The sequence below is a fragment of the Vreelandella andesensis genome (genome assembly GCF_003989795.1).
Classification (GTDB): domain Bacteria; phylum Pseudomonadota; class Gammaproteobacteria; order Pseudomonadales; family Halomonadaceae; genus Vreelandella; species Vreelandella andesensis.
Genome location: NZ_RZHG01000007.1, coordinates 119112 through 142657 on the forward strand (window position 1 = coordinate 119112; position 23546 = coordinate 142657).

The window sequence follows — 23546 nt, forward strand, 5'->3', positions numbered from 1 at the left end:
AGGCGGCCGATGGGACTGCTTGTTAACGGCGAATGGGTTGATCAGTGGTACGACACCAAGAAGCATGGTGGAGAGTTTGTTCGTGAGTCTGCCCAACTTCGCGACTGGGTGGGTGACGATGCCTTGATGGACACAAAAGCAGATAAAGAGGGAAAAGGGCAGAGCTACCCCGCGCAGGCAGACCGTTACCATCTTTATGTATCCCTAGCCTGCCCTTGGGCGCACCGTGCCCTTATTATGCGTAAGTTGAAAGGGCTAGAGTCACTCATCGGTACTTCGCATGTTAGCCCGCTAATGCTGGATAAAGGCTGGACGTATGACCAAAGCGAAGGCGCCAGCGGAGATCCTATCAATCACGTCGAGTATCATCATCAGCTCTACACCATGACTGACCCAGCCTATACGGGGCGCGTCACAGTACCCATGCTTTGGGATAAGCAGCGTAGTGCGATAATTAATAATGAGTCGGCTGATTTGATGCGCATTTTTAATCGTGCGTTCGATGAATTGACCGGTAACGATTTAGATTTTTATCCTGAAGACCTGCGTAGCCTTATCGATAACGTCAATGACGACGTGTATGACCACATTAATAATGGTGTTTACAAGTCGGGTTTTGCGACGGAACAGCACGTGTATGAGAAACATGTGCAGGCACTGTTCGATGCCTTGGAGCGCATGGAAAAACGGTTGAGCGAGCATCGTTATTTGGCGGGCGAGTGGTTAACAGAAGCGGATATTCGGCTTTTCTCCACGCTGATTCGCTTCGATGCCGTTTATTACGGCCATTTTAAGTGCAATTTAAAACGTATTGAAGACTACCCGAATCTCGCCAATTACGTTCGCGAGCTATACCAGTGGCCGGGCATTGCAGAGACGGTCAATATGGATCATATAAAGCGCCATTATTACTACAGTCACGACGCCATCAACCCAACACGTATTGTGCCTGCCGGTCCGCTTTTGGGTTTAGAGCGCCCTCATGACCGTGAACGTCTACCCGGTCAGGGCATTCGTCGCCGGGTATGATGGTTAACGAACAATAGCTTTGTGAAAAGTCGCTGCAACTAAATAAGGCCATCCAGCAACTGGATGGCCCTCTTGACTTATTTACCGCGAGATTAAGCTGGCAGCCTACTTGTTATCGTTAACGGCGTCGCGAGTCGATTGCCAAGCGCTTTGAGCGCCATCTTTCGTCGTCTGCCATGCATCACGTGCATTGCTTTTAGTTTGTTCCCACCAATCACGGTCATAGGTTGGGAATGCTTCAATCTCTTCTTGAGAAGCCTCTAGCATGATGCGGTGTTCGGTATCGCCGTCGCTTTGGGTATGGGTTTCAAGTGTGAACTGGTCGGTGTTAATGACAATTTCACGGCCACCCAAGCCTAGTACGGAACCACTTTCAACCACCAGCGCAGAAACGCGCATGTCTTCATCAAAAAGAATGTCTTCCACTTCACCAATCTCTTCACCAGAACCGCCAGCGAAAAAAACGTCTGCATCGAGAATGTCGTCGGCAGAGTACATGCCTTGCGGTGCATTGGATGCATGAACATTCGAAGCAACGCTACTTATCAGGGCGGTGCCCATCAGTGTTGTGAGGATTGTTGTAACAATTGTTTTACGCATAGCATCTCTCCATGTAGCTACGATAAATAAATGACAACTAATAAATCAGTAACTAGTGCTTGTCAGCCCATTCGTCTGCCCGGCGCTCTGCTTCTTCGCGCTCAAGGCCGTACTTTTGCTGAAGCTTCCCGACAAGCTGGTCTTTCTTTCCACCAATTTGATCTAACTCATCATCGGTGAGTTCGCCCCAGTGAGAACGGGCTTTACCTTTCATCTCTTTCCATTTGCCTTCAATTTGATCCCAGTTCATTGCATCGCTCCTTGAGAATAGTGAACATCATTAGGCACTCTTCAGATTAGACGAGCAGTGAATATGTGCAAGCCACAATGTTAATAACGATTAATGTGAAAAAACTAGTCATGAGCTACTGGCAGTGTTAAAGTGCGTCTTCCTCGCATGTGTTGACCCCTCCATCATGACGATAAGCGATTTCCTATGTAGCGTTGACTACGCAGTGAAACGCTTGCGGGAACATCTTGCCAACTGCAGATGTTCATTGCTGTGAAGATGGCGCGCCTCCAGTATTTCACCAAACGGGTGAAATCGGCGCAGAAGGTCGCCACAGCGGTTAGCCCGCTACTGCGGTGTTTGCTAACCGGATGCTAGGTGCGACCGGCGTCTCCGACTCCACTGATGATGATATCCGCTTCGCGGATCCCTTGCTTATTAATATGCACTGTCACGCGTATTAACAAGCAGAGTCAGAGACGCTTACGATGTTTTTTGCCGGTACAGCCGGCCTACCAAGGTGTGATTAATGACCTCGACTTCTGTCGCTTCGCCGAGCTTCGGCGATCTTGCTCTGTTGCCTGCCGTTCTCTCTGCTGTTGAAGCACAAGGCTACGAAATTCCCTCGCCGATCCAGGCGCAGACAATTCCTGCGTTGCTGGAAGGCCGCGATATGCTAGGCCAGGCACAAACTGGTACTGGTAAAACCGCTGCGTTTGCATTGCCATTGTTATCGCGCTTAGAACTTACCCGTCGCGAGCCTCAAGTATTGGTTATGGCTCCGACCCGTGAACTTGCTCAACAAGTTGCGGCTTCGTTCAGTAACTATGGTCAAAACCTTAAAGGTCTTGAAGTAGCGGTCCTTTGTGGTGGTCAAGAATACCGTGAACAGTTAGGCGCGCTAAAGCGCGGTGCCCAAGTCATTGTTGGCACCCCTGGCCGTATTATCGATCACCTTGACCGCGGTAGCTTGAAACTCGACGGTTTGTCGGCGCTAGTGTTAGACGAAGCTGACGAAATGCTGCGCATGGGCTTTATCGACGACGTAAAACGCGTGGTTGCCGATACCCCTAAAGATGCTCAGCGTGTGTTCTTCTCGGCAACGCTGCCGACTGAAATTGAGCGCATTGTTAACCGTTACCTGGTTAACCCAGTGAAAGTTGCAATTGAGTCTGGCACTACCACTGGCGAAAACATTGAACAGCGTATTGTACGCGTTGATGGTGGCGCCAAGCTGGAAGCGGTCGCGCGTATTCTTGAAGTTGAGCCGGTCGATGGCGCTATTGTCTTCGTACGTACCCGCGCAGCTTGTACCACACTAGTAGAGCAGTTGACTGCTCGTGGCGTTAACGCCGCTGGCCTGTCGGGTGATCTAGACCAAAGCCTGCGTGAGCGTACCATTACGCGTTTGAAGCGTGGCAAAGTCGACGTACTGATCGCCACTGACGTAGCGGCGCGCGGCCTTGACGTGTCTCGTATCACGCACGTTATTAACTACGATCTGCCGCAAGATGCAGAAGCGTATACGCACCGTATCGGCCGTACCGGTCGTGCCGGCCGTAGCGGTATCGCGATTACGTTTGCTGGTTTCCGTGAAGGCCGCAAAGTGGGCTGGATGGAGCAGGCTACTGGTCAGAAAATGACCGAAATGCCACTTCCGGACGAAGCGGCTATTCGTGCCCACCGCGATGAAGTATTCCATCATCGCGTTGTGGCGGCATTGACTAAAGGTGCTGAAGAGCAACGTGCATTGGTTGAGCGGCTGGTAGAAGAAGGCCACGACGCCATTGAATTAGCCTGTGCCTTTGCCGCGATGGCGCGTGCTGATGAAGCGCCTATTGGTCGCTTGCAGGCACCGCGTAAAGAGCGTACCACGCGTGATAGCGCGCCTGGTGGTAAGCCAGGTGGCCGTCGCGAGCGTTCAAGCGCGCCCAGCGAAGGTATGATTCGCTACCGTGTTTCCGTTGGCCATAAAGATGGCGTTAAGCCTGGTCAACTGGTTGGTGCGCTGGCGAATGAAGGTGGTATCGAAGGCGCGCGTATCGGTCGTATCGACATTCGCAACGCATTCTCGGTAGTTGAATTACCCAGCGGCCTGCCTTCCACTATTCTAGCGAAAATGGCACGTGCCCGCGTTGCTGGCCGCCCGTTAGAAATCAGTGAAGACAGCGCACCTGAGCGTGCTCCACGTCGTCGTCGTGATGAAGGTGATGCGCCGGTTCGTCGTCGCGAACGCGCTTGATGTGATGTATAGCGCCACATAATGGCGCTTTAAACGACGTTTAACGATCGTTCTATCCCCTAATGCCCAACGGCATCAGGGGATTTTTTTATTATCGAAAGGAGGGTGCATGGACGCTCCGTTACATGAATGGAATTTAGCTCCAAAGGAAGCCATCGCGCTGCAAGCTTTGCTGGCGAAGCGGCTCGAAACGGTTGATCGTATCGAGCCTGTTCAGCACATTGCTGGGGTGGATATCGGCTTTGAAGCGGGCGGGGAGATCACTCGCGCGGCGGTCGTTGTTCTAAAGTGGCAACCTGAGGCCATGCAGCCCTTGGCGCTAGTGGAACAGGTGGTTCATCGCAAGCCAACGCGTATACCTTATATTCCTGGTTTGCTGTCTTTTCGCGAGATTCCAGCAGCGCTGGAAGCCTTCGCTAAGCTGACAATCACACCACAGCTAGTCATGGTCGACGGCCAGGGAATCGCCCACCCACGGCGACTTGGTGTTGCCGCTCACCTGGGGCTGTGGCTAAATTTGCCGACTATCGGCATTGCTAAGTCCCGGTTAACAGGCCTGCATGGAAAGGTGGGCAATACGCGAGGTGACTGGGTACCTCTAACATCAGGTAACGACGTGATTGGTGCTGTGCTGCGTTCGAGAGCAAATGTAAAGCCCGTGTTTGTGTCGCCTGGTCATCGATTAACCCTTGAAACGTCACTGGACTGGGTGGTGCGCTGTTTAGGGCGCACCAAGTTACCAGAACCCACGCGGCTAGCGGACCGGCTTGCTTCACGACGTGACCAGAAGTGAGCTACGTAAAGCGCAGGAAGCGTCGCAGTAAGCCAGTGGCCGCTTGAGTGTCGGTAATAGCGTTTATGAGCGCGTCAGGGTTCTCACCTTGGTCGCGCAAGGCGGCTTTCTGGCGCTCGATATAAGCATGCATGACGGAAGGAGTGAACTCTGGATGAAACTGCACGCTCCACTGGCGAGGCCCATAACGTAATGCTTGATGGGCATCGTGACTATTATGAGCCAGAACAGTGGTGTTGGGGGGAAGTTGCATGACGGATTGCGCGTGGCTCAAATGAGCAGGGAAGGGCGTGGGCAGTTTGCCAAAAAGAGGGTCTTGATGACCTGCTTGGGTAAGCCTTACGCTGCGCGTTCCTGACTCTCTTCCTGCGGGGTGGTAATCGCTAATGCCGCCGAATGCTGACGCCATTAACTGGTGGCCATAGCATACGCCAAACATGGGAGCGTTCTCGTCCAACGCCTGCTGAAGCCAAGGTTTTAGCGCCTCGCTCCACGGTGCCTGTTCGCTCACCATGCTGTGGGAACCTGTTAGCATGATACCGGCAAAGGATGACGGAGCAGGGGGAACACCTTGTTGGCGGGCATCCCAAACCTCGAGCGATAAATGTTCAGGCAGTGCCGTCGAAAGCTGATTGATAAAGAGTTGCTCGAAATCACCGTAATGATCGACCACGTCAGGGAAGGCATCACCGGTTTTAATAATGACTAAAGAGGCCATGGCGTTCTCGTTGTTCTGTCAGAGGAAAGATTAGCAGAGGAAAGGTTAGGGAGGAAAGGTTAGCCCAATCAGGGCATTACCCTGTAAGGTGATGATGCTCACTATACACCTTTTTCACTTTATATTAGGAACCTACTATGCAAAAGATAACGCGTGCTGGCGAGCCCATGGACGTTTCAGGTACGCTGCCTGCCAAAGGCCAAACGGCTCCGCTGATGACGCTCACCAATGCCGATTTAGAAGATGTCACTCTCGATACTTATTCGGGCAAGCGCAAAGTGCTGAATATTATCCCGAGTGTTGATACCCCCACCTGCGCGGTGTCTACTCGACGGTTTAATGAGCTGGCTTCTCAACTGGATGACACCGTAGTGTTAGTCGTTTCGGCTGACCTACCGTTTGCAGCCAAGCGCTTTTGCGGCGCAGAGGGGCTGGATAATGTTGAAACCCTGTCTACCTTTCGCCACCGAGAGTTCCAAGAAGCCTGGGGTGTCGCGTTAGCTAATAGTGCTATGGAAGGACTGTGCGCCCGTGCCGTGGTCGTGCTCGATGCGGACAACCTAGTGTTGCACAGTGAGCTGGTGAGCGAGCTGAAAAACGAACCTGATTATGACTCAGCGTTAGCGTCTCTAAAAAGCTAGCCAAAAAAGACCAATTAGCAAGCTATGCACGAGGGGTAGCGCGTATGTGCTTAACCGTTACCCTTACTGTCACGCTTAGCCGCCGCCACCAGTGCACTAATTAGGCGCTGCTGGGGGCGGTTGAAAATAAGCCACTCTGGGTGCCACTGAACGCCGATCAAAAAATCATGTTTTGTGGATTCAATTCCCTGCACCAGTCCGTCCCGGTCGCGAGCAACAATATTGATGCCGTTACCTGCGTTATCGACCGCCTGGTGGTGCAGGCTATTCACGCGGCACCACGTCACCCCTAAATGCTGATAAAGCTTGCTCCCCCCGACAATATCCACTGTCTTGCGCGGTAGAACCGTGCGCCGTCGCTTCAAGCCTTCATGCGTGGTGTAAATATCCGAGTCGAGGGTGCCGCCCAAGTGGACGTTGATTAACTGGGCCCCTCGGCAAATTCCCAGTACGGGGGTGTTTTGTGGAATAAATTTGCCAAGTAGGTTGAGTTCCAGTTCATCGCGGGCTGGGTCCAGCCGCACGTCTAGCTGCACTTCCCCGCCGTAAAGATGTGCTTGAATATCATCGCCGCCACCAATAATTAGCCCATCTAAGTGCGCGGGCAGGGGGCGTGAAGGGGACAAGCGAAGCGGTTTGCCGCCATGCCGCCATACGGCAAACCAGTCAAACCACCATGCTAAGTGGCTTTTTTGATCAGAAGTGGTAATCCCAATAAGCGGTCGAGGCATGCTGGCAAGTTCTCACGAAGGCAGTGTGTTTAAGACGATTTGAATAGGCCAAGTAGCGTTGTTTTACAGCGTCTCCACCAAGGCTGGTTGTGCTCAGCAATATACTCATCGCAGCGTGTACGCAGTGCGTCACTGTTTGCGGCTAGCTTTTCTACTTCAACCCAGCGGTTCCACTCTACAACTGACCCCCAACCGGGCTGTGAAAGCTGCGCATTCGGTAGCCTGTAATGAAACGTCGGACGCGGTTTGGTGAGCTGACTATGCAACAATTCATGAGGATGGTCAGGGCGCAGGTGCGCAAACAATGGCAGTAGGTCTAGCTCCCTATTCCGAGTGGGGTTGTAGTGTAAATAGTCATCGATAAACGTATCTAAGTCGGGCTGATAACCGGAATCCAGCACTTTAAGCGCGTACTCTTTAGGAAACGGATTCGCGTGAGGCAGTACTTCACGGGTAATGTCGACTTTGATTTCAGTACGTAGCCAGCTGGCGAGGAGCAAATACGCTTGTATCATTGCTAGAAGATAATTAACGTCAAGTCGTTCTACTTCAGGGTTTAGATGAAGTCCAAATCCGTAGAGTAAACTGGCATCTGTGCCTTTCGCGCCTTTATCACGCAGCGCGTCAAAAAGTTTGTCCAATTCTTCAAGCTCGTCCCATGGTACCGGCGGGCAGACAATCTCTGTAGGCACTAACCCTGTCACCATATCACCAATAAGCTCACGGGTTTTTTGGTGGAACTCTATTCGCCGCTGGTGCTGCTGGCGAGCCCATTCACTGTCATTTTCATGGTGTTCTTCCAGTAGCGTCTTATCAGGGTGAGCATATTGAGTATCCAGTTCGATACCGAACTCTCCCCATCGCGTCGCTTCTACCAGTAGCCGATGGGGACTTACCACGTTAAGCTCACCCCCAAATAGCTCGCGTACCAATTCAGCGGTATCACGCGGCGGAAGTCCGGCGAATTCAATTTCTACACCGATACGCCTTGTTTTTCCGTCGCTGTTGGTAAGCGTGGGGGGAGCTTGCAGTGTCATCTCGGTATCCTTGAGGTGAACGTTTAGGCCGTCAGCCTATCATAGTCACGCATTAAGGCTGAGGGTATTAAGTTAAGTAAACGCTAACCAACCGACGTGTCGTGTCGGTTCATTTCTAGGAGTCACACGTGCGACAGCACTGGACAATCAATATCGTGTTGAGCGTTTTTCTGACGCTACTCATAGGCCTGATGACTCAAGCCCAGGCGCAGGGCGTTTCCCTGCCTAGCCTGGGTGGGGGTAATGATGCGTCGGAAGAGCAGAACGTGAGTAGTGAAAGCTTCCAAAATTCGCTTAACGATGTGATCACAATGCTGGATAACGAAGAGCAGCGTAGAGCGCTGCTCGACTCCCTGCGTGAATTGCAGCTTGCCACCGAAGCGTCTAAAGAGGACGGCATTGTTCACCAAGGCCTGCTGGGCGCATTAGCAGATACGCTGACCGATATTGGCGCGCATGCCCAGGCAGGAAATTCACCGATTGACGAATGGTCACGTCAATTGGTTCAGGGGGCTGCTGATTTACGCGCATTAAATGATGGTGCTGACCAGGGAGAAGCTGTACGCGCAGTGGCAGATGGTGCCGTTCTTGCGTTTATTTGGATTGTACTGTTGATTGTGATGATTGCCATTGGGCGCTTGATCGCTACGCGGCGGGAGTGGCCGCTGGACTTGCCTCGAGACCCAAAAGGATGGTTGTTGGCAGTCCACTTTTTACGCCGCATGCTGCCGTGGGCGTTGTCGTTCGCGATTACGTTGGGGATTGGGCAGATATTACCTTACAGCCCTGGTCGAACGATGGTGTTGGTTATCGCTTACGTGTGTGTTTGCGGTCGCGCGTTGTCGGTGGTGATAGAAACGGTTATTGCATTTTTCAGCCGAGGCCATCGTTTTACCGCGGTGCAGGTGCTGCAACATAAAGCCTTGCGTGGCCTGTTTGTTATTGGTGCACTAATCGCTTTGGGTGATGCGGTTAACTCCACCCGCTTGGTCGAGGTGTTGGGTAGCGAGCTTTCGAGTTTAGTCTCTGTCCTTGCCAATATGCTGGCTGCGCTGCTTTCGGCTCGTTTTATCTTTAAATTTAAACGGCCTGTTCGTCATCTGATCTGTAACCGTCCTTACAAGCAGCGCCGAGATGCCAGTGCCGCGGTTGAGATGATTCGTGCGTTGGGAGGTCTCTGGCATATACCAGCGCTGCTGATGGTGGGTGGCTCATTATTGGCGATTTTTATCACCGTGGGTGATGTGGGAACAGCGCTTGCACGCTCGATTATTTCGGCAAGCTTATTGGTGTTGACGTTAGTGGTGACTGGCTTACTGAGACGTCAGTCGGAGCGCTTAGGTAAACGCCGCCATCGCCGCCGTTACAGCCAATATCGTAAGCGTTTAGAGCGCTTCGGTTTTGTCCTTGCCCATCTTTGTGCCTGGATGGTGTTCGCTGAACTGTTTATGCAGGTTTGGGGAGGGTCGCTTTTCGGGCTTGGCCAGCAAGCGGTAGCCAGTGCCCGTATCGGCCAAGCCCTGATAAGTTTGGGTTCAACTATTTTGCTGGCGTGGCTGGTATGGATTTTTGCTGATACGGCTATTCAGCGAGCACTAACGTCATCTGCGCGGTCTCGGGGTAGGCGAGTGAATCAAGCCCGTGCGCAAACAATTACCCCGATGATTCGCAACGTGATTTTTGTCACGATTTTGATCATTGCGGTGATTTCCGGGCTAGCAAATCTTGGCGTTAACGTTACACCGTTACTTGCGGGTGCGGGTGTTATTGGTTTGGCGATTGGTTTTGGTGCCCAAACGTTGGTGCAGGATTTGATCACCGGCATCTTTATTCTGATTGAAGACTCACTGGCGGTGGACGACTTTGTTCAGATTAATGGCCATATGGGAACTGTTGAGGGCTTAACACTGCGTACGGTGAAGCTGCGCGACTTAGATGGTGTTGTGCATATCATTACTTTTAGCCGCATCGAGTCGATACATAATATGTCGCGCCAGTTCGGGATTGCGCTAATGCGGATTCGTATCCCTTACACGATGAAAATTGACGATGCAATTACGTTGATGCAAGAAACAGCGCAAGAGCTACGCAAAGACCCGATGATGCGCCACTATATTTGGTCGCCCTTAGAGATGCAGGGTATTCAAGGGTTTGAGGATGGTTGCCCCATTTTGCGGATGCGTTTTCGCACGGCACCCGAAATGCAGTGGGACGTATCGCGTGCCTTTAACCTACTATTGAAGCAACGCATGGAAGCACAAGAAATTGACCTAGGTGTGCCGCGTCTAAGCGTCAGCATGGAAGCGCATTCAGAAGACCGTTCGCAAGATAATATGCCTGATGAGGGCACCGGCACGGATTTCACGCTTGACGAGCCAAAGGGAAAACCATATGCGGGAAGTAAGACTAGCGATGGTAGCTCGCATAAGCGGCCTACGCCGCCTAAACCTGCTCCGCGCCCAACAGAGGCAGAAACACGCCAAGATGCGCGCGCGAGGGCAGGGGTATCATCTCATACCAAGCCCAATGCCCAAGGTGAGCCCAAAGGCGAGGCCTATGCCAGCACCAATGGCAAAGAGGGTGACGAGTAGCCAGGGGCCTTTAAAACGTCTCCAACGGTTATAAAGTGATACCGCAAGACTAACGCGATCGATCAGCTCGTCATGGCGTGAAATCGCATTGTCGGGCGGCAGGGAAAAGTCGTTGGCCACATCTCCCTGCCAATGAGCACCGTGGGTTAGTCCAAGCCTTGCCCGCAGTTGACCTATATCACTGACCGTTTTGTGGAGCTTGTTATAAGCGTCGCGGTGCTCCGCATCGCCCAGCGCCGTTTCGGCATCCTGGCGCAACGCGCTGTTTGGGCAGCGTGCCAGCGCGCTTTTAATGTCTTGGGCACTCGCGTCGGGTGTCAATGTCAGTCGTTGATACAAATCGCGCATAATGGTCGAGTAAATACTCACTGTCAGTTAGGTGTTTTGCATCAAATAATCATAGGCACTTTTGACGCGCTGAAAGCGTGTTGATGCCAGTGCTATTTGATGTTCACTACCCGAATAGAAGCGGTCGGGATGGTGTAGCTGGGCCATGCGGCGATAGGCGCGGCGTATATCGGCACGATTCGCTCCAGGTGTCAGCCCTAAAACAGCTAGTGCCCGTGTGGTGCGGTCGGGCGGTGAAGAGGGGTGTTCCCGCTGTCGCTGTTGGCGACGTGATTCTTCCTGTCGCGTCTGCTCTTGTTGCCAGCGCCGACGCTCTTGCTGTTGAGTCTGTTCTTGTCGCTTGCGGCGCTCTTTTTGCTTGGCTTGTTCTTGCTTGGCCTGTTCTTGCTTGGCTTGCTCCTGTTTTGTTTTTTCGCGGCGTGCTTTTTCTTTTTGGCGTTGTTTATTTTGCTGATTTTGTTGCTGTTGTTCTGCATTAGCACGCTGGCGCTCTTCGGCCTTCGCACGGGCCTCATCTGCTTTCTGCTTAGCAGTGTTTGCCTTGTGTGCGTGATATTCTGGATCGTGCACCTGCCAGTAGGCGTCTCGACTGGGGTCTTCTGCTGGTCGCAGAGGTTTACCCGTCAACTCATGAAAGAGGATGTTGAACGTGGCGGGCGTGACATTCAGTAAATCTGCAAGAAAGCCCAGAATATAATGGTTACTCAGAGATAACTCACCATCGTCCGTGGCAACGGTAATTGCTTGGTGAAGTATGCTGAGACTGCGCTCGCTGGAGCACTCTTTGCGCACCACCTCGGCGGCTAGTTGAATGGCTTGAAGGTCTTGGCTATGGGCAATACCCATTACTGGCCCGAGTTCGTGCCCGTGGCGAAATTGCGCGGTGACCTGGGCCAGTCGCCGCCGCCGCTGGCCTTCAGACACCTGTTGGCGATGCACAAGCACCCAGGCTAGCAGTAATAGTGTTGCCGTATCCACTTGGCTGCGGCTTTTTAGCAGCAACAGCTCAAAGGGTGAAAAACGGGCAATGGACATTCCCTGGCTCCAAGGTGAAAACGGTGACCGCAGCGTCGCTTAAACAGCCATCCTGATAATGATTGTTCATGGTATATCATCGCGTTAGGCAATGAAGTAGGAGATTCGTTAGGTGATCAATGTTGAGCGTAAAAATAGCTTCCAGCTGAGGCTCACTCGACGGCTCAAGGAAGAAACGTCGCACACGCTCGATGTTTACCTATTTGTGCCTAAAGAGCTTGGGCTTAGCATCCATGTGATTTCAGAAGAGGCGTTCTATCACGGCGCGATCAGTGTTTCACGCACTTATTACAGTGATGAATATCATTTGCCGCTGGTTCATAGTCGTTTAGCGAGCCGTAACCAGCTAGGCAGTGATTCTTATCGGTTAAGCTTAAGTTTGTATGCTTACCAATACGTTGGGGCGTTAGAGCGAACAACACAGGCAATGTTGGTCAGCGCCCGAAAACTACGCCATGCAACCAGTGATCAGCGTGAAGAAAACAGTGAACGTCAAGAACTGGCCGATGCGCTACGTGATCAACTGTATGAAATGAGCGACTTAAGCGAAGGCATTCTTAAACGATTGCGTCGCAATTCCCCCTCCGACGAGCGGCTCTATAAATATTTTGCCAACATTGATAATTACCTTTCGTGGTTTACTGAGCAGCAACTGTTGGCGCTGGTAGCCCATATGCCTCGTGGCGGCGAGTTTAGTGAGATAAAGCGTCGTTTTATCATTGTCTGCCAGCGTGAGAGTAACTATCGAAAAGAGCAAGAGTACAACTCTGAACGGGTGATGGAAGACCCTACCCGCATCTCGAATAAAATGCGTTTACTACGGCGGCTTATTGAACACCCTATTACCTTAAAACAGCGGGCGCTTGAGCTGGGGAGTGGTGAACAAAAGGCGGTCAAGGCTCTTGCTACCGCGGTAGTGATGGCGTTTGTGTCGTTGGGAATTTTGCACCTGCGTGATGTGATCGGTGATATTACCGCACTGTTTGTGCTTGCCATGGCGTTACTTTATGCCATGCGGGAAGTGTTTAAAGACGATCTGCGTAACACGTTGTGGCGTTGGTTACGTCGCGGTAGGCCAAAATGGCGTCGGCAATATATCGACCCTACTCGTGATCAAACGGTGGGCCGGCAGTTAGAGTGGTTCGACTATAAACGCTATGCCGCACTGGATACTGATATCCAGCAAATGCGCCGTCGCACGGTCGCTCAGCGTGAAGAAGTGGTACTTCATTATCGTTCCAGCTCGCGTATGTCACCGACCCGCTTTTTAAGTGGTTATGAGCATACCCGTGAAACGCTGCACATAGACCTTTCTATGCTGACGCGCTTAATGAGCAAAGAGAAGCACCACATTTATCGCCTAAAGGAAGGGCAGGCCGTTAGAGAAAGTGTTGAAAGGCGTCACCTGTTTAACTTGGTCATCCGTGAGACCGGTAGCGAAGACACAACCTATCTAGCTCGTTGGAAAGTGGTTGTTAGCCGTTCAGGCATTGTCGATGTCGAGAAAGTCGCTGAGGAAAGTGTCGATAAAATCAGCAAATAAACTGCGTTGGATCAATAGAATGTCACTGAAGTTAGCCCTGCATAGCGAAACCACCGATAGCACACTAATCTCATAAGGTGGGCAATGTAATTTGCGACTGCGACGTTGTCGCCAGGAGGATACTGTGCAAGCTATCGACATAATGACACCCAACGTGGTGTGTGTAGACCCCGATGCAAACGTGCGTGACATAGCGCAGCTTCTGCTTGAACACCGTATCAGTGCCGTGCCGGTTGTCGATGATGAGCGCAGGGTGCTGGGTATTGTGAGCGAAGGCGATTTGATGCGTCGAGTGAAGGATGAAACAGATGACAACCGTTCTTGGTGGCTATCGCTCTTCAGTGGCGGCAAAGATGCGGGGGAATACATTAAATCCCATGGTCGTAAAGCGCATGAGGTAATGACACCGAATCCATTAACCGTCGAAGAAAATGCACCGCTGCATACCATTGCTCATTTGCTGGAAAAGCATCACATCAAGCGTGTGCCAGTGTTGCGAGATGGTAAACTCGTTGGCATTGTCAGCCGCGCAAACTTACTTCAAGGGATTGCTAATGCGGTTGTCGCACCCACTCGGTCGCCTGAGGATGATCGCTCTATCCGTGAAGCCATTATTGAAGAGATTGACAGTAACACCGGTGTCCGAACCGAAAGCTTCAGCGTGATTGTGGATGGCGGAAACGTAGAAATTTGGGGGCTAGTAGAGTCAGAAGAACAGAAGCAAGCGGTAACCGTCGCGGCTGAGAATACCCAGGGCGTCAAGAGTGTTGAAAACCACCTTGGCATGATGCCGCGTGGAACGGGTTACTACTAGTTAAGTACCAAAAGCTAGTTAAGTACCAAAAGCTAGTTAAGTATCAAAAGCTGGTTAAGTTTCATAAACATAAAGAAACCGGGCAATTAATTGCCCGGTTTCTTTATGTTTTATAACAACGTTAAGATTAACGCGGCTGTAGTTGCTCCGGGCCGAAGGCGTCGGGCAGTAACGTTTCAATGGTGTAGGTTTTTAGCACCTCGCCCTGATGTGAAAGTACCATGATCTGCGTATCTGGTGTGGCGAATTCACGGATGCGTTGGCGGCAGTCGCCGCACGGCGTACACAGGTGCTCGCCAGGGCCCATCACGTACACCTTGGCAAGCGTGCGCTGGCCAGCAGTAACCATCGCAGAAATCGCCGAGGCTTCCGCGCAGAGCCCTTTATAGTGCGCCACTTCCACGTTGCAGCCGGCAAACTGCTGACCATCCGGGCACTCCATTACCGCTGCCACTGGGTGGTTGGAGTAGGGCGCATAGGCATTGCCTAGGGTCGTTAACAGCGTGTCCACCAATGCCTGATTCGCTTGAGTCATGGCGTTATATCCTCTTTTTTGGCGCTGCGTTAGTGGCGTTCAGGCCTTAGCGGCGTCATCGCGCAGTACAGTGTCCAGTGCAATTACCATCATATCGTTGAAGGTGGTCTGTCGGTCGGCGCTGGAGAGCGAGTCGCCTTTAAGAATATGGTCGGATACGGTGCAGATCGTCAGTGCGCGAGCGCCGAACTCGGCAGCAACACCGTAAAGGCCAGCTGCTTCCATTTCCACGCCCACGATGCCGTAGCGCTTGAGCAGTTCGGCCATGTCGGTCTGCGGGTTATAGAACAGATCCGCTGAGAAGATGTTGCCGACTTTCACTGCTACGTTCTGCGCTTTAGCGGCATCAACAGCGTGGCTGGTGAGGTCAAAATCGGCAATGGCCGAGAAGTCATGGTCATTAAAGCGCATGCGGTTGACTTTGGAATCGGTGCAGGCGCCCATGCCAATGACCACGTCACGCACGTTAACATCGTCGCGCACTGCGCCGCAGGAACCTACACGAATAATCGACTTAACACCGTAGTCGGTAATCAACTCTTTGGCATAAATAGACACCGATGGAATGCCCATGCCGTGTCCCATGACCGAAATTTCGCGGCCTTTATAAGTGCCGGTATAGCCGAACATGCTGCGCACATCGTTTACCTGGCGCACGTTCTCCAAGTAAGTATCGGCGATGTACTTGGCGCGCAGCGGGTCGCCGGGCATCAGTACGGTATCCGCGAAATCGCCCTGTTCGGCATTAATATGTGGTGTCGCCATTAAACGCTCCTGTTGATCGTTTTTTACTCAGATTAATTCGTTAAACGCCGCGGTTCAGGCAGCGTTGGGTAAAAAGCTCTTGCCGTCTTCCATCGCTTCAACCGCGAAGAACTCCGCCAACGTCTGGCCGATATCGGCAAAGGTATGGCGTTCGCCAAGCGGACCGGGAGCAAACCCTGCGCCATGCACCATCACCGGCACGTACTCGCGGGTATGTTCGGTGCCTTCCCAGCTGGGGTCGCAGCCGTGGTCGGCGGTGAGCAGCAGCAGGTCGTCATCGCTGAGTGCCGCAAGCAGTTCCGGCAAGCGGGCATCGAAATGCTCAAGCGCGGCTGCGTAACCCGGCACATCACGGCGGTGGCCGTAAACCGAATCAAAATCCACGAAGTTGGTCATGATCATGGTTGGGTGGTCGCTGGTTTCTTTAGCGGTGCGCGCTACTTCGGCAAGTGTGGCCGCCATTAGCGCGTCGTGACCGCTGGCCTTAACCTTATGGGTAATGCCGCAATGGGCGTAAATATCCGCGATCTTGCCAATTGAGACGACCTCACCGCCCACATCTGCCAGTTTCTGCAGCACAGTGGGGCTGGGTGGCTCAACGCTGTAGTCACGGCGGTTGCCGGTGCGGGCAAAGCTTTCGCGGTCATCGCCAGTAAAGGGGCGGGCAATCACGCGGCCAATGTTGTAGGGCTCGAGAAGCTCGCGCACGGTTTCGCACAGCGTGTAGAGGCGCTCTAGGCCAAAGTGCTCTTCATGGGCAGCAATCTGAAACACGGAATCTGCCGAGGTATAGACAATCGGCTTGCCGCTTTGGATGTGCGCTTCGCCTAAGCGGGCGATGATCTCGGTGCCAGAGGCGTGGCAGTTACCAATCACGCCAGGCAGGTTGGCTTGTTGTACGATTTTTTCCAACAGCTCAGCGGGGAAACTGTTGGTTTTATCAAGAAAATAGCCCCAGTCGAAACGCACTGGCACGCCAGCAATTTCCCAGTGGCCGGAAGGCGTGTCCTTGCCGCTGGAAATTTCTTTAGCGTGGGCGTACGCGCCTTCCAATTGTGCCGGTAGGTTAACGCCTTCGGCCACTTGCCCTGTGGCATCGCGGTGCGCATGGAACAGGCCTAGCGCGGCCATGTTCGGTAGCGTCAACGGGCCTGAACGCTCTGTGGTGTCGGCGTCACCGCGGGCACAGGCGGCAGCGATGTGGCCGAGGGTGTCAGCCCCCTGGTCGCCGAACTTTTCAGCATCCGGGGCGCTGCCAATTCCGAAGGAATCAAGGACTAAGACAATCGCACGGCGCATTAGGCTTCTCCTCTAAAGGTGTCTTGAAGCAGTGTGTCCGCTACGGCAGCCTCTTCGCCAAGCGTCATGGCAGCGCGCAGCTGAGCAGTGGCGCGAGCGGCCGCTTCTTCGCTGCGGGCGTGAACGATAGCGAGTGGGCGCTGGTTATCAACGCGGTCGCCAATTTCGGCGATATCGCTAAAGCCGACGCTGTGGTCGACGCTGGCGTCGTTGCGCAGGCGGCCACCGCCCAGCTCGACTACGCTCATGCCGACAGCACGGGTGTCGATGCGCTGTACGATGCCACCTTGCTCGGGGTGCACCGCCTGTATGACCGGCGCGGTCGCCAGGTAGCTATCTGGGCGTTCCATAAAGTCGGCGGGGCCGCCCAGCTCGCGTACCATGCGGGAAAAAACTTCGGCGGCGGCACCAGAAGTAAGTGCTTTTTCCAGCTTGGTCAGCGCTTCTTCGCGGCTTGTAACCAGCTTGCCTGCGATCAGCATTTCGACGGCGAGTTCACGGGTAACCTGCATTACACGGCTGTTGGCCCGTTCACCGCGCAGCAGGGCCAGGGTCTCGACGATTTCAACCGCGTTACCCGCGCACGGGGCCAGCGGCTGGCTCATGTCGGTGAGCAGGGCCGTGGTCGGAGTGCCGGCCTGAGTGGCCACGTTGGCGATGCTTTTGGCAAGCTCGCGGGATTTTTCCGGCGTAGGCATAAAGGCGCCGCTGCCGACTTTTACATCCATCACCAGGGCATCTAAACCAGAAGCTAGCTTTTTGCCCAGGATAGAAGCAGTAATCAGCGGAATGGATTCCACCGTGGCGGTGACATCACGCACGCCGTAAATACGTTTATCAGCGGGTGCCAAGTTGCCGGTTTGGCCGATGATCGCCACCCCGGTTGATTTGACGATGTCGCTGAAGCGCTCGGGAGTGGGGTAGGGGTCGTAACCAGGAATCGATTCCAGCTTGTCCAGCGTGCCGCCGGTGTGACCTAGGCCACGACCTGAAATCATCGGTACGAACGCGCCGCAAGCGGCCACCCAAGGGCCAAGTACCAGTGACACTAAATCGCCGACGCCGCCGGTTGAGTGTTTATCGACAATTGGGCCGGGCAGATTCAATGAATCCCACTGCATGACATGACCGGAGTCGCGGGTTGCCGTCGTCAGTGCCACCACTTCTTCACGGCTCATGCCGTTTAAGAACACCGCCATCGTGAAGGCGCCGATTTGAGCATCGCTGATGCGGTCATCGGCAATGCCTTGCACGAAAGCGTTGATCTCTTCCGCCGGTAGTGGCTGGCTATCACGCTTCAGGCGAATTAGCTCCTGCGGCAACAGCGCATGATGAGATGCGGTCGACGACATCTTAGTAGCCTCCACGAGTGGTGGAGAGCGGAACATCTTGTGAAGCGCCGCTCAGCGTTTTTAATAAATTACCCAGCAGGCTAGAGGCGCCAAACCGGAAGTGGGCAGGCGTAACCCACTGCGCGCCCATAATGGTCGTGGCAAGTGCCAAATACTCGGCGGCTTCTTCGGTGGTACGAACGCCGCCCGCGGCTTTAAATCCTACCTCTTCACCGCTGGCTTTAATCGCGTTGAGCATGATCTTGGCGGCTTCCAGGGTGGCATTCGTGTCGACTTTACCCGTCGATGTTTTAATGAAGTCAGCGCCGCCTTCAATGGCCAGTTCACTGGCACGCTTAATAAGCGCGGGCTCTTTGAGTACGCCTGACTCAATAATGACTTTTAGTTTTGCTTGACCAGCGCAAGCGGCTTTGCACATTTCGACCAGCTCAAGACCCGTTGCTTCATCGCCTGCCATCAACGCGCGGTAGGGAAATACCACATCGACTTCATCGGCACCGGAAGCGACGGCGTCACGGGTTTCACGGGCGGCGCCCATGATGTCGTCACCGCCGTCAGGAAAGTTGGTCACCGTGGCAATTTTAACGTTGTCGTTGAGCTTGTGAGCGGTGAGTGCGCGTTGCGCCGTGACTACAAACTGCGGGTAAACGCATACCGCTGCTGGGTTTCCAAAAGGTGTTTTAACTTGCTGGCACAGCGCTTCAATCGTGCTGTCGGTATCGCTATCGTTCAGACTCGTCAAATCCATGAGGGTGAGTGCTTGGCGGGCAGCCTGAATAAGTTGGGCTTGAGTAAGCTGGGTAGGGGCAGTCGCAGTCATGGAAATCTCGCAAATTAATAAAAGACAAAACGGGCACTGCGTGAATACAGCAGCGCCCGTTGCAGAGTGTCGTGCTTGCTGTGTTAAGCCGTGGCGCTACTCAACGCAATAAAGAAGCCAGCAATAGAGGCCGACATTAGGTTAGAGAGTGTACCGGCCAATACGGCCTTCACGCCAAAACGGGCGATCTCTTTGCGGCGAGTCGGGGCAATGCTGCCTAAACCGCCTAGCAAAATGGCAATCGACGACAGGTTAGCAAAGCCACATAACGCAAAGGAAAGAATCGCCATGGTGTGTGGGGTCATCATTTGACCTGTAGCGGCCACGACCTGTTCCCCATCAATGTAGGGGGCCAAGTTGATAAAGGCCACAAACTCATTAACCACCAGCTTTTGACCGATAAACGAACCCGCCAGCGTGGCTTCTTCCCAAGGAACGCCCAGTAAGAAGGCGAGCGGAGCAAACAGCCAGCCGAGAATCAGTTCAAGGCTGAGTGATTCAAAGCCAAACCAGCCGCCAATGCCACCTAAAATGCCGTTAATTAGGGCGATAAGCGCAATAAACGCCAACAGCATGGCGCCCACATTGGCGGCAAGTTTCATGCCTGACGTTGCACCTGCTGCTGCCGCATCCAATACGTTGGCGGGCTTGTCTTCTTGCTCTTTAAGCTCTTCTTCCACTTTAGAAACGCTGTCGCTATCGGTTGCGTCCTGGGTTTCAGGCATGATCAGTTTGGCAAATAGTAGACCACCCGGCGCTGCCATGAACGAAGCAGCGACCAAGTATTCCATGGGAATACCCAGCGCGGCGTAGCCCGCCAGTACTGAACCGGCCACTGATGCCAGGCCACCGCACATCACCGCAAATAACTGAGAAGGGGTCATGCGGGCAATAAACGGACGTACCACCAGCGGCGCTTCGGTTTGGCCAACAAAGATGTTTGCTGTAGCGGACAGCGATTCGGTACGCGAGGTGCCGAGGGCTTTTTGCAGCGCGCCGCCTAAAATCCGAATGACCCACTGCATGATGCCTATGTAATAAAGTACTGCAATGAGTGACGAGAAAAAGATAATCACAGGCAATACTTTAATGGCGAACACAAAGCCGACGTTGTCGACATCGGCTAAGCCACCAAATAGAAAGCCGATACCATCATTGGCGTAGACCAGTATCTGGCTAACGCCCGACGAGATAGCCTGCAGAACGGCTTGGCCAAATGGCACGTAAAGAACAAATGCACCGATACCCGCTTGAATAGCAAATGCGCCAAGCACGGTGCGCAGCCGAATCGATTTACGGTCATAAGAGAAGATGATGGCGATGGTTACCAGCGTAACCATACCTACCAGGCTCATGATGAGGGTCATTTCAGTACCTTCCGAGCGTGTAAAGTGGAGCGATTACAGTAAGTTTAGCTTTACTGAATAAATCATCGCATTTTGGTAAGCGTTCGGGGTACCCAGCTTATTCTCTGAGTAGCGATACTGCACGCCAGTGGTAATTAGATCAGAAGGGTGCCACCACAAGCTGAATGCACCATTGGTACCCACGCTGCCTGCTTTACCGTTCACGTAGTTTTGTTCCAGGTACTCGTCGTCACGGCCAAAGGTTTGTTCATGCCAGTTGGTGACACTGAAGTTCTGGTTGAGCGTTGAAAAGTCATACCCAGCGACCCAGCCCGCCATATAACCATTCATGCCGGTGTAGCCGTCACTCTGTACGCGCGCTGCGCCAATAAAGGGTTTGAACCATAGGCCATTGTCGAACGTTGTGCGGTAGCCAAGTCCGAGAATTTGATCTTGCTCTCGGGCGTTGTAGCCATAATCGCGGAAGTCGTAAAGGTGTGCGTAGATTGACAGTGGGCCGTCACCTAAATAAATGTGTGAAGTGATTTTACCCGCAGTACGGAAGTTATCTGTGCCACCACTGGCGTTATCAAACTGATCATTGGTGGGGTTCTCGAAATCGAAGAAACCATAGAACTCACCCCAGCGATAGCCGACGCCACCTTCGATTTCGACAAACGTAAAATCGCTTTTCGCGGCGTTGCTAGCCGTACGTGCTTCAGTGCCGTTTGACCAATCCAGGTAATTGACCGATACGTTGGCGAATGACCATAGACGGTCAAGTGGCTGGGGCTGAGTATCGTTTGCCAATACCGGAGTTGCTAGTGCAGAGCTTGCCAGAAAAACGCCAGCGCCAAGCGCGACGAAGGAAGAACGAGAACAAGTATGAACGGACATGAAAGCCTCAACAGGGTTGTGATGGGTCGTGTGGGCTGGCGTTAATGTTAAAATTATAACATTCAGTGTTATTTTTTTAACGCTGATTTGCAAGTATCACAACATCAACGCTACCAAGGTGTAATAAAGCTCTCAAATAGTCGAATTACGGTGTTTGGTAGTGGAAATAATGTGAGGGCTGGCTCAGCATAGGTTTCAACATAAACTAAGGAGAGTTGCTATGAACGACCGAAGCGCTCAGCGCCTGGCAATGTTGCAAGAAGCGCTTACCAGTGGGGGAACATTGCATGTGCGCGATGCTGCTGAGCTGTGCGGCGTTTCTGAAATGACGATCCGCCGGGATGTTACGACGCAGCCTTCGGCAATTAGCTTGCTGGGCGGTCGGTTAGTCATGGCAAATTACCCTGGCGTCACGCCGGTGTACGATTTGACTGAACAGCAGGCGAGCCACTACCAGATAAAGCACCGTCTCTGTCAGCGGGTTGTCAGTTTTATTGAAGAAGGCGATACGCTGTTTATTGACTGCGGGTCGACACTGATTCCGTTGCTTAGCCAGCTTAGCCATTTCCGCGAGCTCACCGTGGTAACGTATGCCCTTAACGTGGCTAACGCAGTGGCCACGCTGTCTAATGTGCGGTTAGTGCTGCTAGGTGGGTTGTTTTACGCTTCATCCCAGTCGTTTGGCAGTGATGGTATGCGAGCGGCTATTGAGCGTTTAGGCATTAATAAAGCACTGATTTCAGCGGCGGGGGTGGATTGTGAGCGAGGCGTTAGTTGTTTTCATTTTCACGAAGTAGCACCAAAACAGGCCGCCATTGCGACTGCCATGCAGCGCCTGTTGATTGTCGATGCTAGTAAATTTGGGTTAGTGCGCCCCGCCTATTTTGCCGCGCTATCCGATTTCGACATCGTCGTGACCGATGACGAGCACGCTCCTGAGTTATTAGATTGTCTACCGAAGGCATCGCTAAGCGTGACGGTTGCCTGACATCGTTTACGTACAGGTGAGATGGGCACTGTTAATTTTCCCCTGAGAAGCGTTAAATCGTAAGTAGACAGACTTCTGCTATCTTTATTGCTAACTGAGATCACGTATAAGAACAACAAACCAGGCAAAGGCTTAGTTTTCTTTGTCTACATACTGGCGATATCCGTCCTGTTGGTAGGGGGGTCTTTATGGATCAAGCAGCATCTGCGTCTCAACATGGTGATCAGCTAACGGTGGTGCCTAGCCGTTGGCGTGATCTACTCGCGCTGACAAAACCCGGCATTATTGGCGGCAATTTGATTGCTACTTTAGGGGGGTACTTTTTAGCTGCCCACGGTACATTCGATTGGGTTACGTTTAGTGCGGTCATGTTGGGTATTGCACTGGTCATTGCGTCCGGCTGCGCCTGTAATAACGTTATTGACCGTGATATTGATGCGCTGATGGCGCGCACGCGACATCGACCTTTAGCCAAGGGACGTATCTCTGTTACTCAGGCGTTAGGCATTTCTGCGCTGCTTGGGGTTGCCGGCGTTGTGTGTTTGGCGCTGGGCACCAACGGTTTGACCGTGGCGTTAGCGGTGATTGGTTGGGGTGTCTACGTTGGGGTGTACAGCCTTTATATGAAGCGCCACTCTGAATACGGCACGTTGGTAGGTAGCCTTTCAGGAGCGATGCCGCCGGTTGTCGGTTACTGCGCGGTGACGGGGCAGTTTGATAGCGGTGCTTTCATGCTGTTGGTTATCTTCTGCCTGTGGCAGATGCCGCATTCGTATGCCATTGCGATTTTCCGCTATGCGGATTATCGCCGGGCATCAATTCCTGTGCTACCAGTGGTGCATGGTATCAAACGGGCAAAACATCACATCCTGGGCTACATCGTTGCATTTATTCCCGCGTCGCTTGCCTTGGTGTTAGCGAGCAAAGCGGGCACTGGCTATTTGTGCGTCACATTAGCAATGGGCGGCTACTGGCTGTACCTAGCCCTGAGTGGTTTTCGATTGGGTGATGACGTGCGCTGGGCCAAAAAGGTGTTCGGCGTCTCGATTCTGACGATTACCGCAATGAGCTTAGTGATGGTGCTGGAAGCGATGGTGCCTATGTGGGTGTGATGGTTCACTGTTAAACCCAAAACGCCTCGAACGGTTCATCACTGTTCGGGGCGTTTTTATCAGCGCGTATAGGAAGTTGCT

23 protein-coding genes are annotated in these 23546 nt (G+C 52.9%); 9 read left to right on the plus strand and 14 right to left on the minus strand.

Annotated elements, in window-relative coordinates; translation table 11 throughout:
• The first annotated feature begins 9 nt into the window (after window positions 1-9).
• Window positions 10-1029, plus strand: coding sequence for a glutathione S-transferase family protein (locus ELY33_RS03065; RefSeq protein WP_126943775.1), 1020 nt, complete (start codon window positions 10-12; stop codon window positions 1027-1029).
• Between the two features lie 105 nt (window positions 1030-1134).
• Here ELY33_RS03065 and ELY33_RS03070 read toward each other — a convergent pair whose 3' ends face one another.
• Together ELY33_RS03070 and ELY33_RS03075 are read right to left on the minus strand one after the other, a co-directional pair.
• Window positions 1135-1629, minus strand: coding sequence for a PRC-barrel domain-containing protein (locus ELY33_RS03070; RefSeq protein ID WP_126943778.1), 495 nt, complete (start codon window positions 1627-1629; stop codon window positions 1135-1137).
• A gap of 52 nt (window positions 1630-1681) precedes the next feature.
• On the minus strand, window positions 1682-1879 hold the full coding sequence (locus ELY33_RS03075; RefSeq protein ID WP_126943781.1) for a CsbD family protein: 198 nt from the start codon (window positions 1877-1879) through the stop codon (window positions 1682-1684).
• A 508-nt stretch (window positions 1880-2387) separates the two neighbouring features.
• Between ELY33_RS03075 and ELY33_RS03085 the strand changes: the two genes are divergently transcribed.
• Complete coding sequence (locus ELY33_RS03085; protein WP_126943784.1) at window positions 2388-4100, plus strand: DEAD/DEAH box helicase; 1713 nt, start codon at window positions 2388-2390, stop codon at window positions 4098-4100.
• 109 nt (window positions 4101-4209) lie between these two features.
• Window positions 4210-4893 carry a deoxyribonuclease V gene (gene nfi / locus ELY33_RS03090; RefSeq protein ID WP_126943787.1) on the plus strand — a complete coding sequence of 228 codons (684 nt, stop codon included), beginning with the start codon at window positions 4210-4212 and terminating at the stop codon, window positions 4891-4893.
• Window position 4894: 1 nt separating this feature from the next.
• On the opposite strand, the gene ELY33_RS03095 is transcribed toward nfi, so the two are convergent.
• A complete protein-coding gene (locus tag ELY33_RS03095; RefSeq protein WP_126943789.1) occupies window positions 4895-5611 on the minus strand; it encodes a glutamine amidotransferase in 717 nt (238 codons plus the stop codon).
• A 137-nt stretch (window positions 5612-5748) separates the two neighbouring features.
• Here ELY33_RS03095 and tpx point away from each other — a divergent pair, with 137 nt between their 5' ends.
• A complete protein-coding gene (gene tpx, locus ELY33_RS03100) occupies window positions 5749-6252 on the plus strand; it encodes a thiol peroxidase (protein WP_126943792.1) in 504 nt (167 codons plus the stop codon).
• A gap of 50 nt (window positions 6253-6302) precedes the next feature.
• Here tpx and ELY33_RS03105 read toward each other — a convergent pair whose 3' ends face one another.
• Complete coding sequence (locus ELY33_RS03105) at window positions 6303-6983, minus strand: gamma-glutamyl-gamma-aminobutyrate hydrolase family protein (protein WP_126943795.1); 681 nt, start codon at window positions 6981-6983, stop codon at window positions 6303-6305.
• 29 nt (window positions 6984-7012) lie between these two features.
• Complete coding sequence (locus tag ELY33_RS03110; protein WP_126943798.1) at window positions 7013-8020, minus strand: amidoligase family protein; 1008 nt, start codon at window positions 8018-8020, stop codon at window positions 7013-7015.
• 128 nt (window positions 8021-8148) lie between these two features.
• On the opposite strand from ELY33_RS03110, the gene ELY33_RS03115 reads away from it, so the two are divergent.
• The gene (locus ELY33_RS03115) at window positions 8149-10611 is read left to right on the plus strand and encodes a mechanosensitive ion channel family protein (RefSeq protein WP_126943801.1); all 2463 of its coding nucleotides are present in this window, start codon (window positions 8149-8151) and stop codon (window positions 10609-10611) included.
• Here ELY33_RS03115 and ELY33_RS03120 read toward each other — a convergent pair.
• On the minus strand, window positions 10528-10959 hold the full coding sequence (locus ELY33_RS03120) for a hypothetical protein (protein WP_126943804.1): 432 nt from the start codon (window positions 10957-10959) through the stop codon (window positions 10528-10530). The two genes, ELY33_RS03115 and ELY33_RS03120, sit on opposite strands and share 84 nt — an antisense overlap.
• A 27-nt stretch (window positions 10960-10986) precedes the next feature.
• Window positions 10987-11994, minus strand: a complete 1008-nt coding sequence (locus ELY33_RS03125) for a J domain-containing protein (RefSeq protein WP_126943807.1) — start codon at window positions 11992-11994, stop codon at window positions 10987-10989.
• Between the two features lie 112 nt (window positions 11995-12106).
• Between ELY33_RS03125 and ELY33_RS03130 the strand changes: the two genes are divergently transcribed.
• Window positions 12107-13537 (plus strand): hypothetical protein, encoded by a 1431-nt coding sequence (locus tag ELY33_RS03130; RefSeq protein WP_126943810.1) that lies wholly within the window; start codon window positions 12107-12109, stop codon window positions 13535-13537.
• Window positions 13538-13661: 124 nt separating this feature from the next.
• Window positions 13662-14351, plus strand: a complete 690-nt coding sequence (locus ELY33_RS03135) for a CBS domain-containing protein (RefSeq protein WP_126943813.1) — start codon at window positions 13662-13664, stop codon at window positions 14349-14351.
• Window positions 14352-14478: 127 nt separating this feature from the next.
• Here ELY33_RS03135 and cdd read toward each other — a convergent pair whose 3' ends face one another.
• The 7 genes from cdd to ELY33_RS03170 all read right to left on the minus strand — a co-directional run bounded on the left by cdd (window position 14479) and on the right by ELY33_RS03170 (window position 21365).
• Window positions 14479-14886, minus strand: a complete 408-nt coding sequence (cdd, locus tag ELY33_RS03140; RefSeq protein WP_126943816.1) for a cytidine deaminase — start codon at window positions 14884-14886, stop codon at window positions 14479-14481.
• Between the two features lie 39 nt (window positions 14887-14925).
• Complete coding sequence (gene deoD / locus ELY33_RS03145) at window positions 14926-15651, minus strand: purine-nucleoside phosphorylase (protein WP_126943819.1); 726 nt, start codon at window positions 15649-15651, stop codon at window positions 14926-14928.
• Window positions 15652-15705: 54 nt separating this feature from the next.
• Window positions 15706-16950 (minus strand): phosphopentomutase, encoded by a 1245-nt coding sequence (locus ELY33_RS03150; protein ID WP_126943822.1) that lies wholly within the window; start codon window positions 16948-16950, stop codon window positions 15706-15708.
• Window positions 16950-18302, minus strand: a complete 1353-nt coding sequence (gene deoA, locus ELY33_RS03155) for a thymidine phosphorylase (RefSeq protein WP_126943825.1) — start codon at window positions 18300-18302, stop codon at window positions 16950-16952. The genes ELY33_RS03150 and deoA overlap by 1 nt, the downstream gene beginning before the upstream one ends.
• A gap of 1 nt (window position 18303) precedes the next feature.
• Complete coding sequence (gene deoC, locus ELY33_RS03160; protein ID WP_126943828.1) at window positions 18304-19122, minus strand: deoxyribose-phosphate aldolase; 819 nt, start codon at window positions 19120-19122, stop codon at window positions 18304-18306.
• Between the two features lie 83 nt (window positions 19123-19205).
• Window positions 19206-20489 (minus strand): NupC/NupG family nucleoside CNT transporter, encoded by a 1284-nt coding sequence (locus tag ELY33_RS03165; RefSeq protein WP_126943831.1) that lies wholly within the window; start codon window positions 20487-20489, stop codon window positions 19206-19208.
• 33 nt (window positions 20490-20522) lie between these two features.
• On the minus strand, window positions 20523-21365 hold the full coding sequence (locus ELY33_RS03170; protein ID WP_126943834.1) for an outer membrane protein OmpK: 843 nt from the start codon (window positions 21363-21365) through the stop codon (window positions 20523-20525).
• Between the two features lie 220 nt (window positions 21366-21585).
• On the opposite strand from ELY33_RS03170, the gene ELY33_RS03175 reads away from it, so the two are divergent.
• Together ELY33_RS03175 and cyoE are read left to right on the plus strand one after the other, a co-directional pair.
• Window positions 21586-22353 (plus strand): DeoR/GlpR family DNA-binding transcription regulator, encoded by a 768-nt coding sequence (locus ELY33_RS03175; RefSeq protein ID WP_126943837.1) that lies wholly within the window; start codon window positions 21586-21588, stop codon window positions 22351-22353.
• Between the two features lie 188 nt (window positions 22354-22541).
• Window positions 22542-23465, plus strand: a complete 924-nt coding sequence (gene cyoE, locus ELY33_RS03180; protein ID WP_126943840.1) for a heme o synthase — start codon at window positions 22542-22544, stop codon at window positions 23463-23465.
• Window positions 23466-23546: the final 81 nt, after the last annotated feature.

Bases quoted from the DNA above. Each gene is read 5' to 3' on its own strand.
- ELY33_RS03065 (WP_126943775.1), top strand. From the start codon at position 10: ATGGGACTGCTTGTTAACGGCGAATGGGTTGATCAGTGGTACGACACC.
- ELY33_RS03070 (WP_126943778.1), bottom strand. From the start codon at position 1,629: ATGCGTAAAACAATTGTTACAACAATCCTCACAACACTGATGGGCACC.
- ELY33_RS03075 (WP_126943781.1), bottom strand. From the start codon at position 1,879: ATGAACTGGGATCAAATTGAAGGCAAATGGAAAGAGATGAAAGGTAAA.
- ELY33_RS03085 (WP_126943784.1), top strand. From the start codon at position 2,388: ATGACCTCGACTTCTGTCGCTTCGCCGAGCTTCGGCGATCTTGCTCTG.
- nfi (WP_126943787.1), top strand. From the start codon at position 4,210: ATGGACGCTCCGTTACATGAATGGAATTTAGCTCCAAAGGAAGCCATC.
- ELY33_RS03095 (WP_126943789.1), bottom strand. From the start codon at position 5,611: ATGGCCTCTTTAGTCATTATTAAAACCGGTGATGCCTTCCCTGACGTG.
- tpx (WP_126943792.1), top strand. From the start codon at position 5,749: ATGCAAAAGATAACGCGTGCTGGCGAGCCCATGGACGTTTCAGGTACG.
- ELY33_RS03105 (WP_126943795.1), bottom strand. From the start codon at position 6,983: ATGCCTCGACCGCTTATTGGGATTACCACTTCTGATCAAAAAAGCCAC.
- ELY33_RS03110 (WP_126943798.1), bottom strand. From the start codon at position 8,020: ATGACACTGCAAGCTCCCCCCACGCTTACCAACAGCGACGGAAAAACA.
- ELY33_RS03120 (WP_126943804.1), bottom strand. From the start codon at position 10,959: ATGCGCGATTTGTATCAACGACTGACATTGACACCCGACGCGAGTGCC.
- ELY33_RS03125 (WP_126943807.1), bottom strand. From the start codon at position 11,994: ATGTCCATTGCCCGTTTTTCACCCTTTGAGCTGTTGCTGCTAAAAAGC.
- cdd (WP_126943816.1), bottom strand. From the start codon at position 14,886: ATGACTCAAGCGAATCAGGCATTGGTGGACACGCTGTTAACGACCCTA.
- deoD (WP_126943819.1), bottom strand. From the start codon at position 15,651: ATGGCGACACCACATATTAATGCCGAACAGGGCGATTTCGCGGATACC.
- ELY33_RS03150 (WP_126943822.1), bottom strand. From the start codon at position 16,950: ATGCGCCGTGCGATTGTCTTAGTCCTTGATTCCTTCGGAATTGGCAGC.
- deoA (WP_126943825.1), bottom strand. From the start codon at position 18,302: ATGTCGTCGACCGCATCTCATCATGCGCTGTTGCCGCAGGAGCTAATT.
- deoC (WP_126943828.1), bottom strand. From the start codon at position 19,122: ATGACTGCGACTGCCCCTACCCAGCTTACTCAAGCCCAACTTATTCAG.
- ELY33_RS03165 (WP_126943831.1), bottom strand. From the start codon at position 20,489: ATGACCCTCATCATGAGCCTGGTAGGTATGGTTACGCTGGTAACCATC.
- ELY33_RS03170 (WP_126943834.1), bottom strand. From the start codon at position 21,365: ATGTCCGTTCATACTTGTTCTCGTTCTTCCTTCGTCGCGCTTGGCGCT.
- ELY33_RS03175 (WP_126943837.1), top strand. From the start codon at position 21,586: ATGAACGACCGAAGCGCTCAGCGCCTGGCAATGTTGCAAGAAGCGCTT.
- cyoE (WP_126943840.1), top strand. From the start codon at position 22,542: ATGGATCAAGCAGCATCTGCGTCTCAACATGGTGATCAGCTAACGGTG.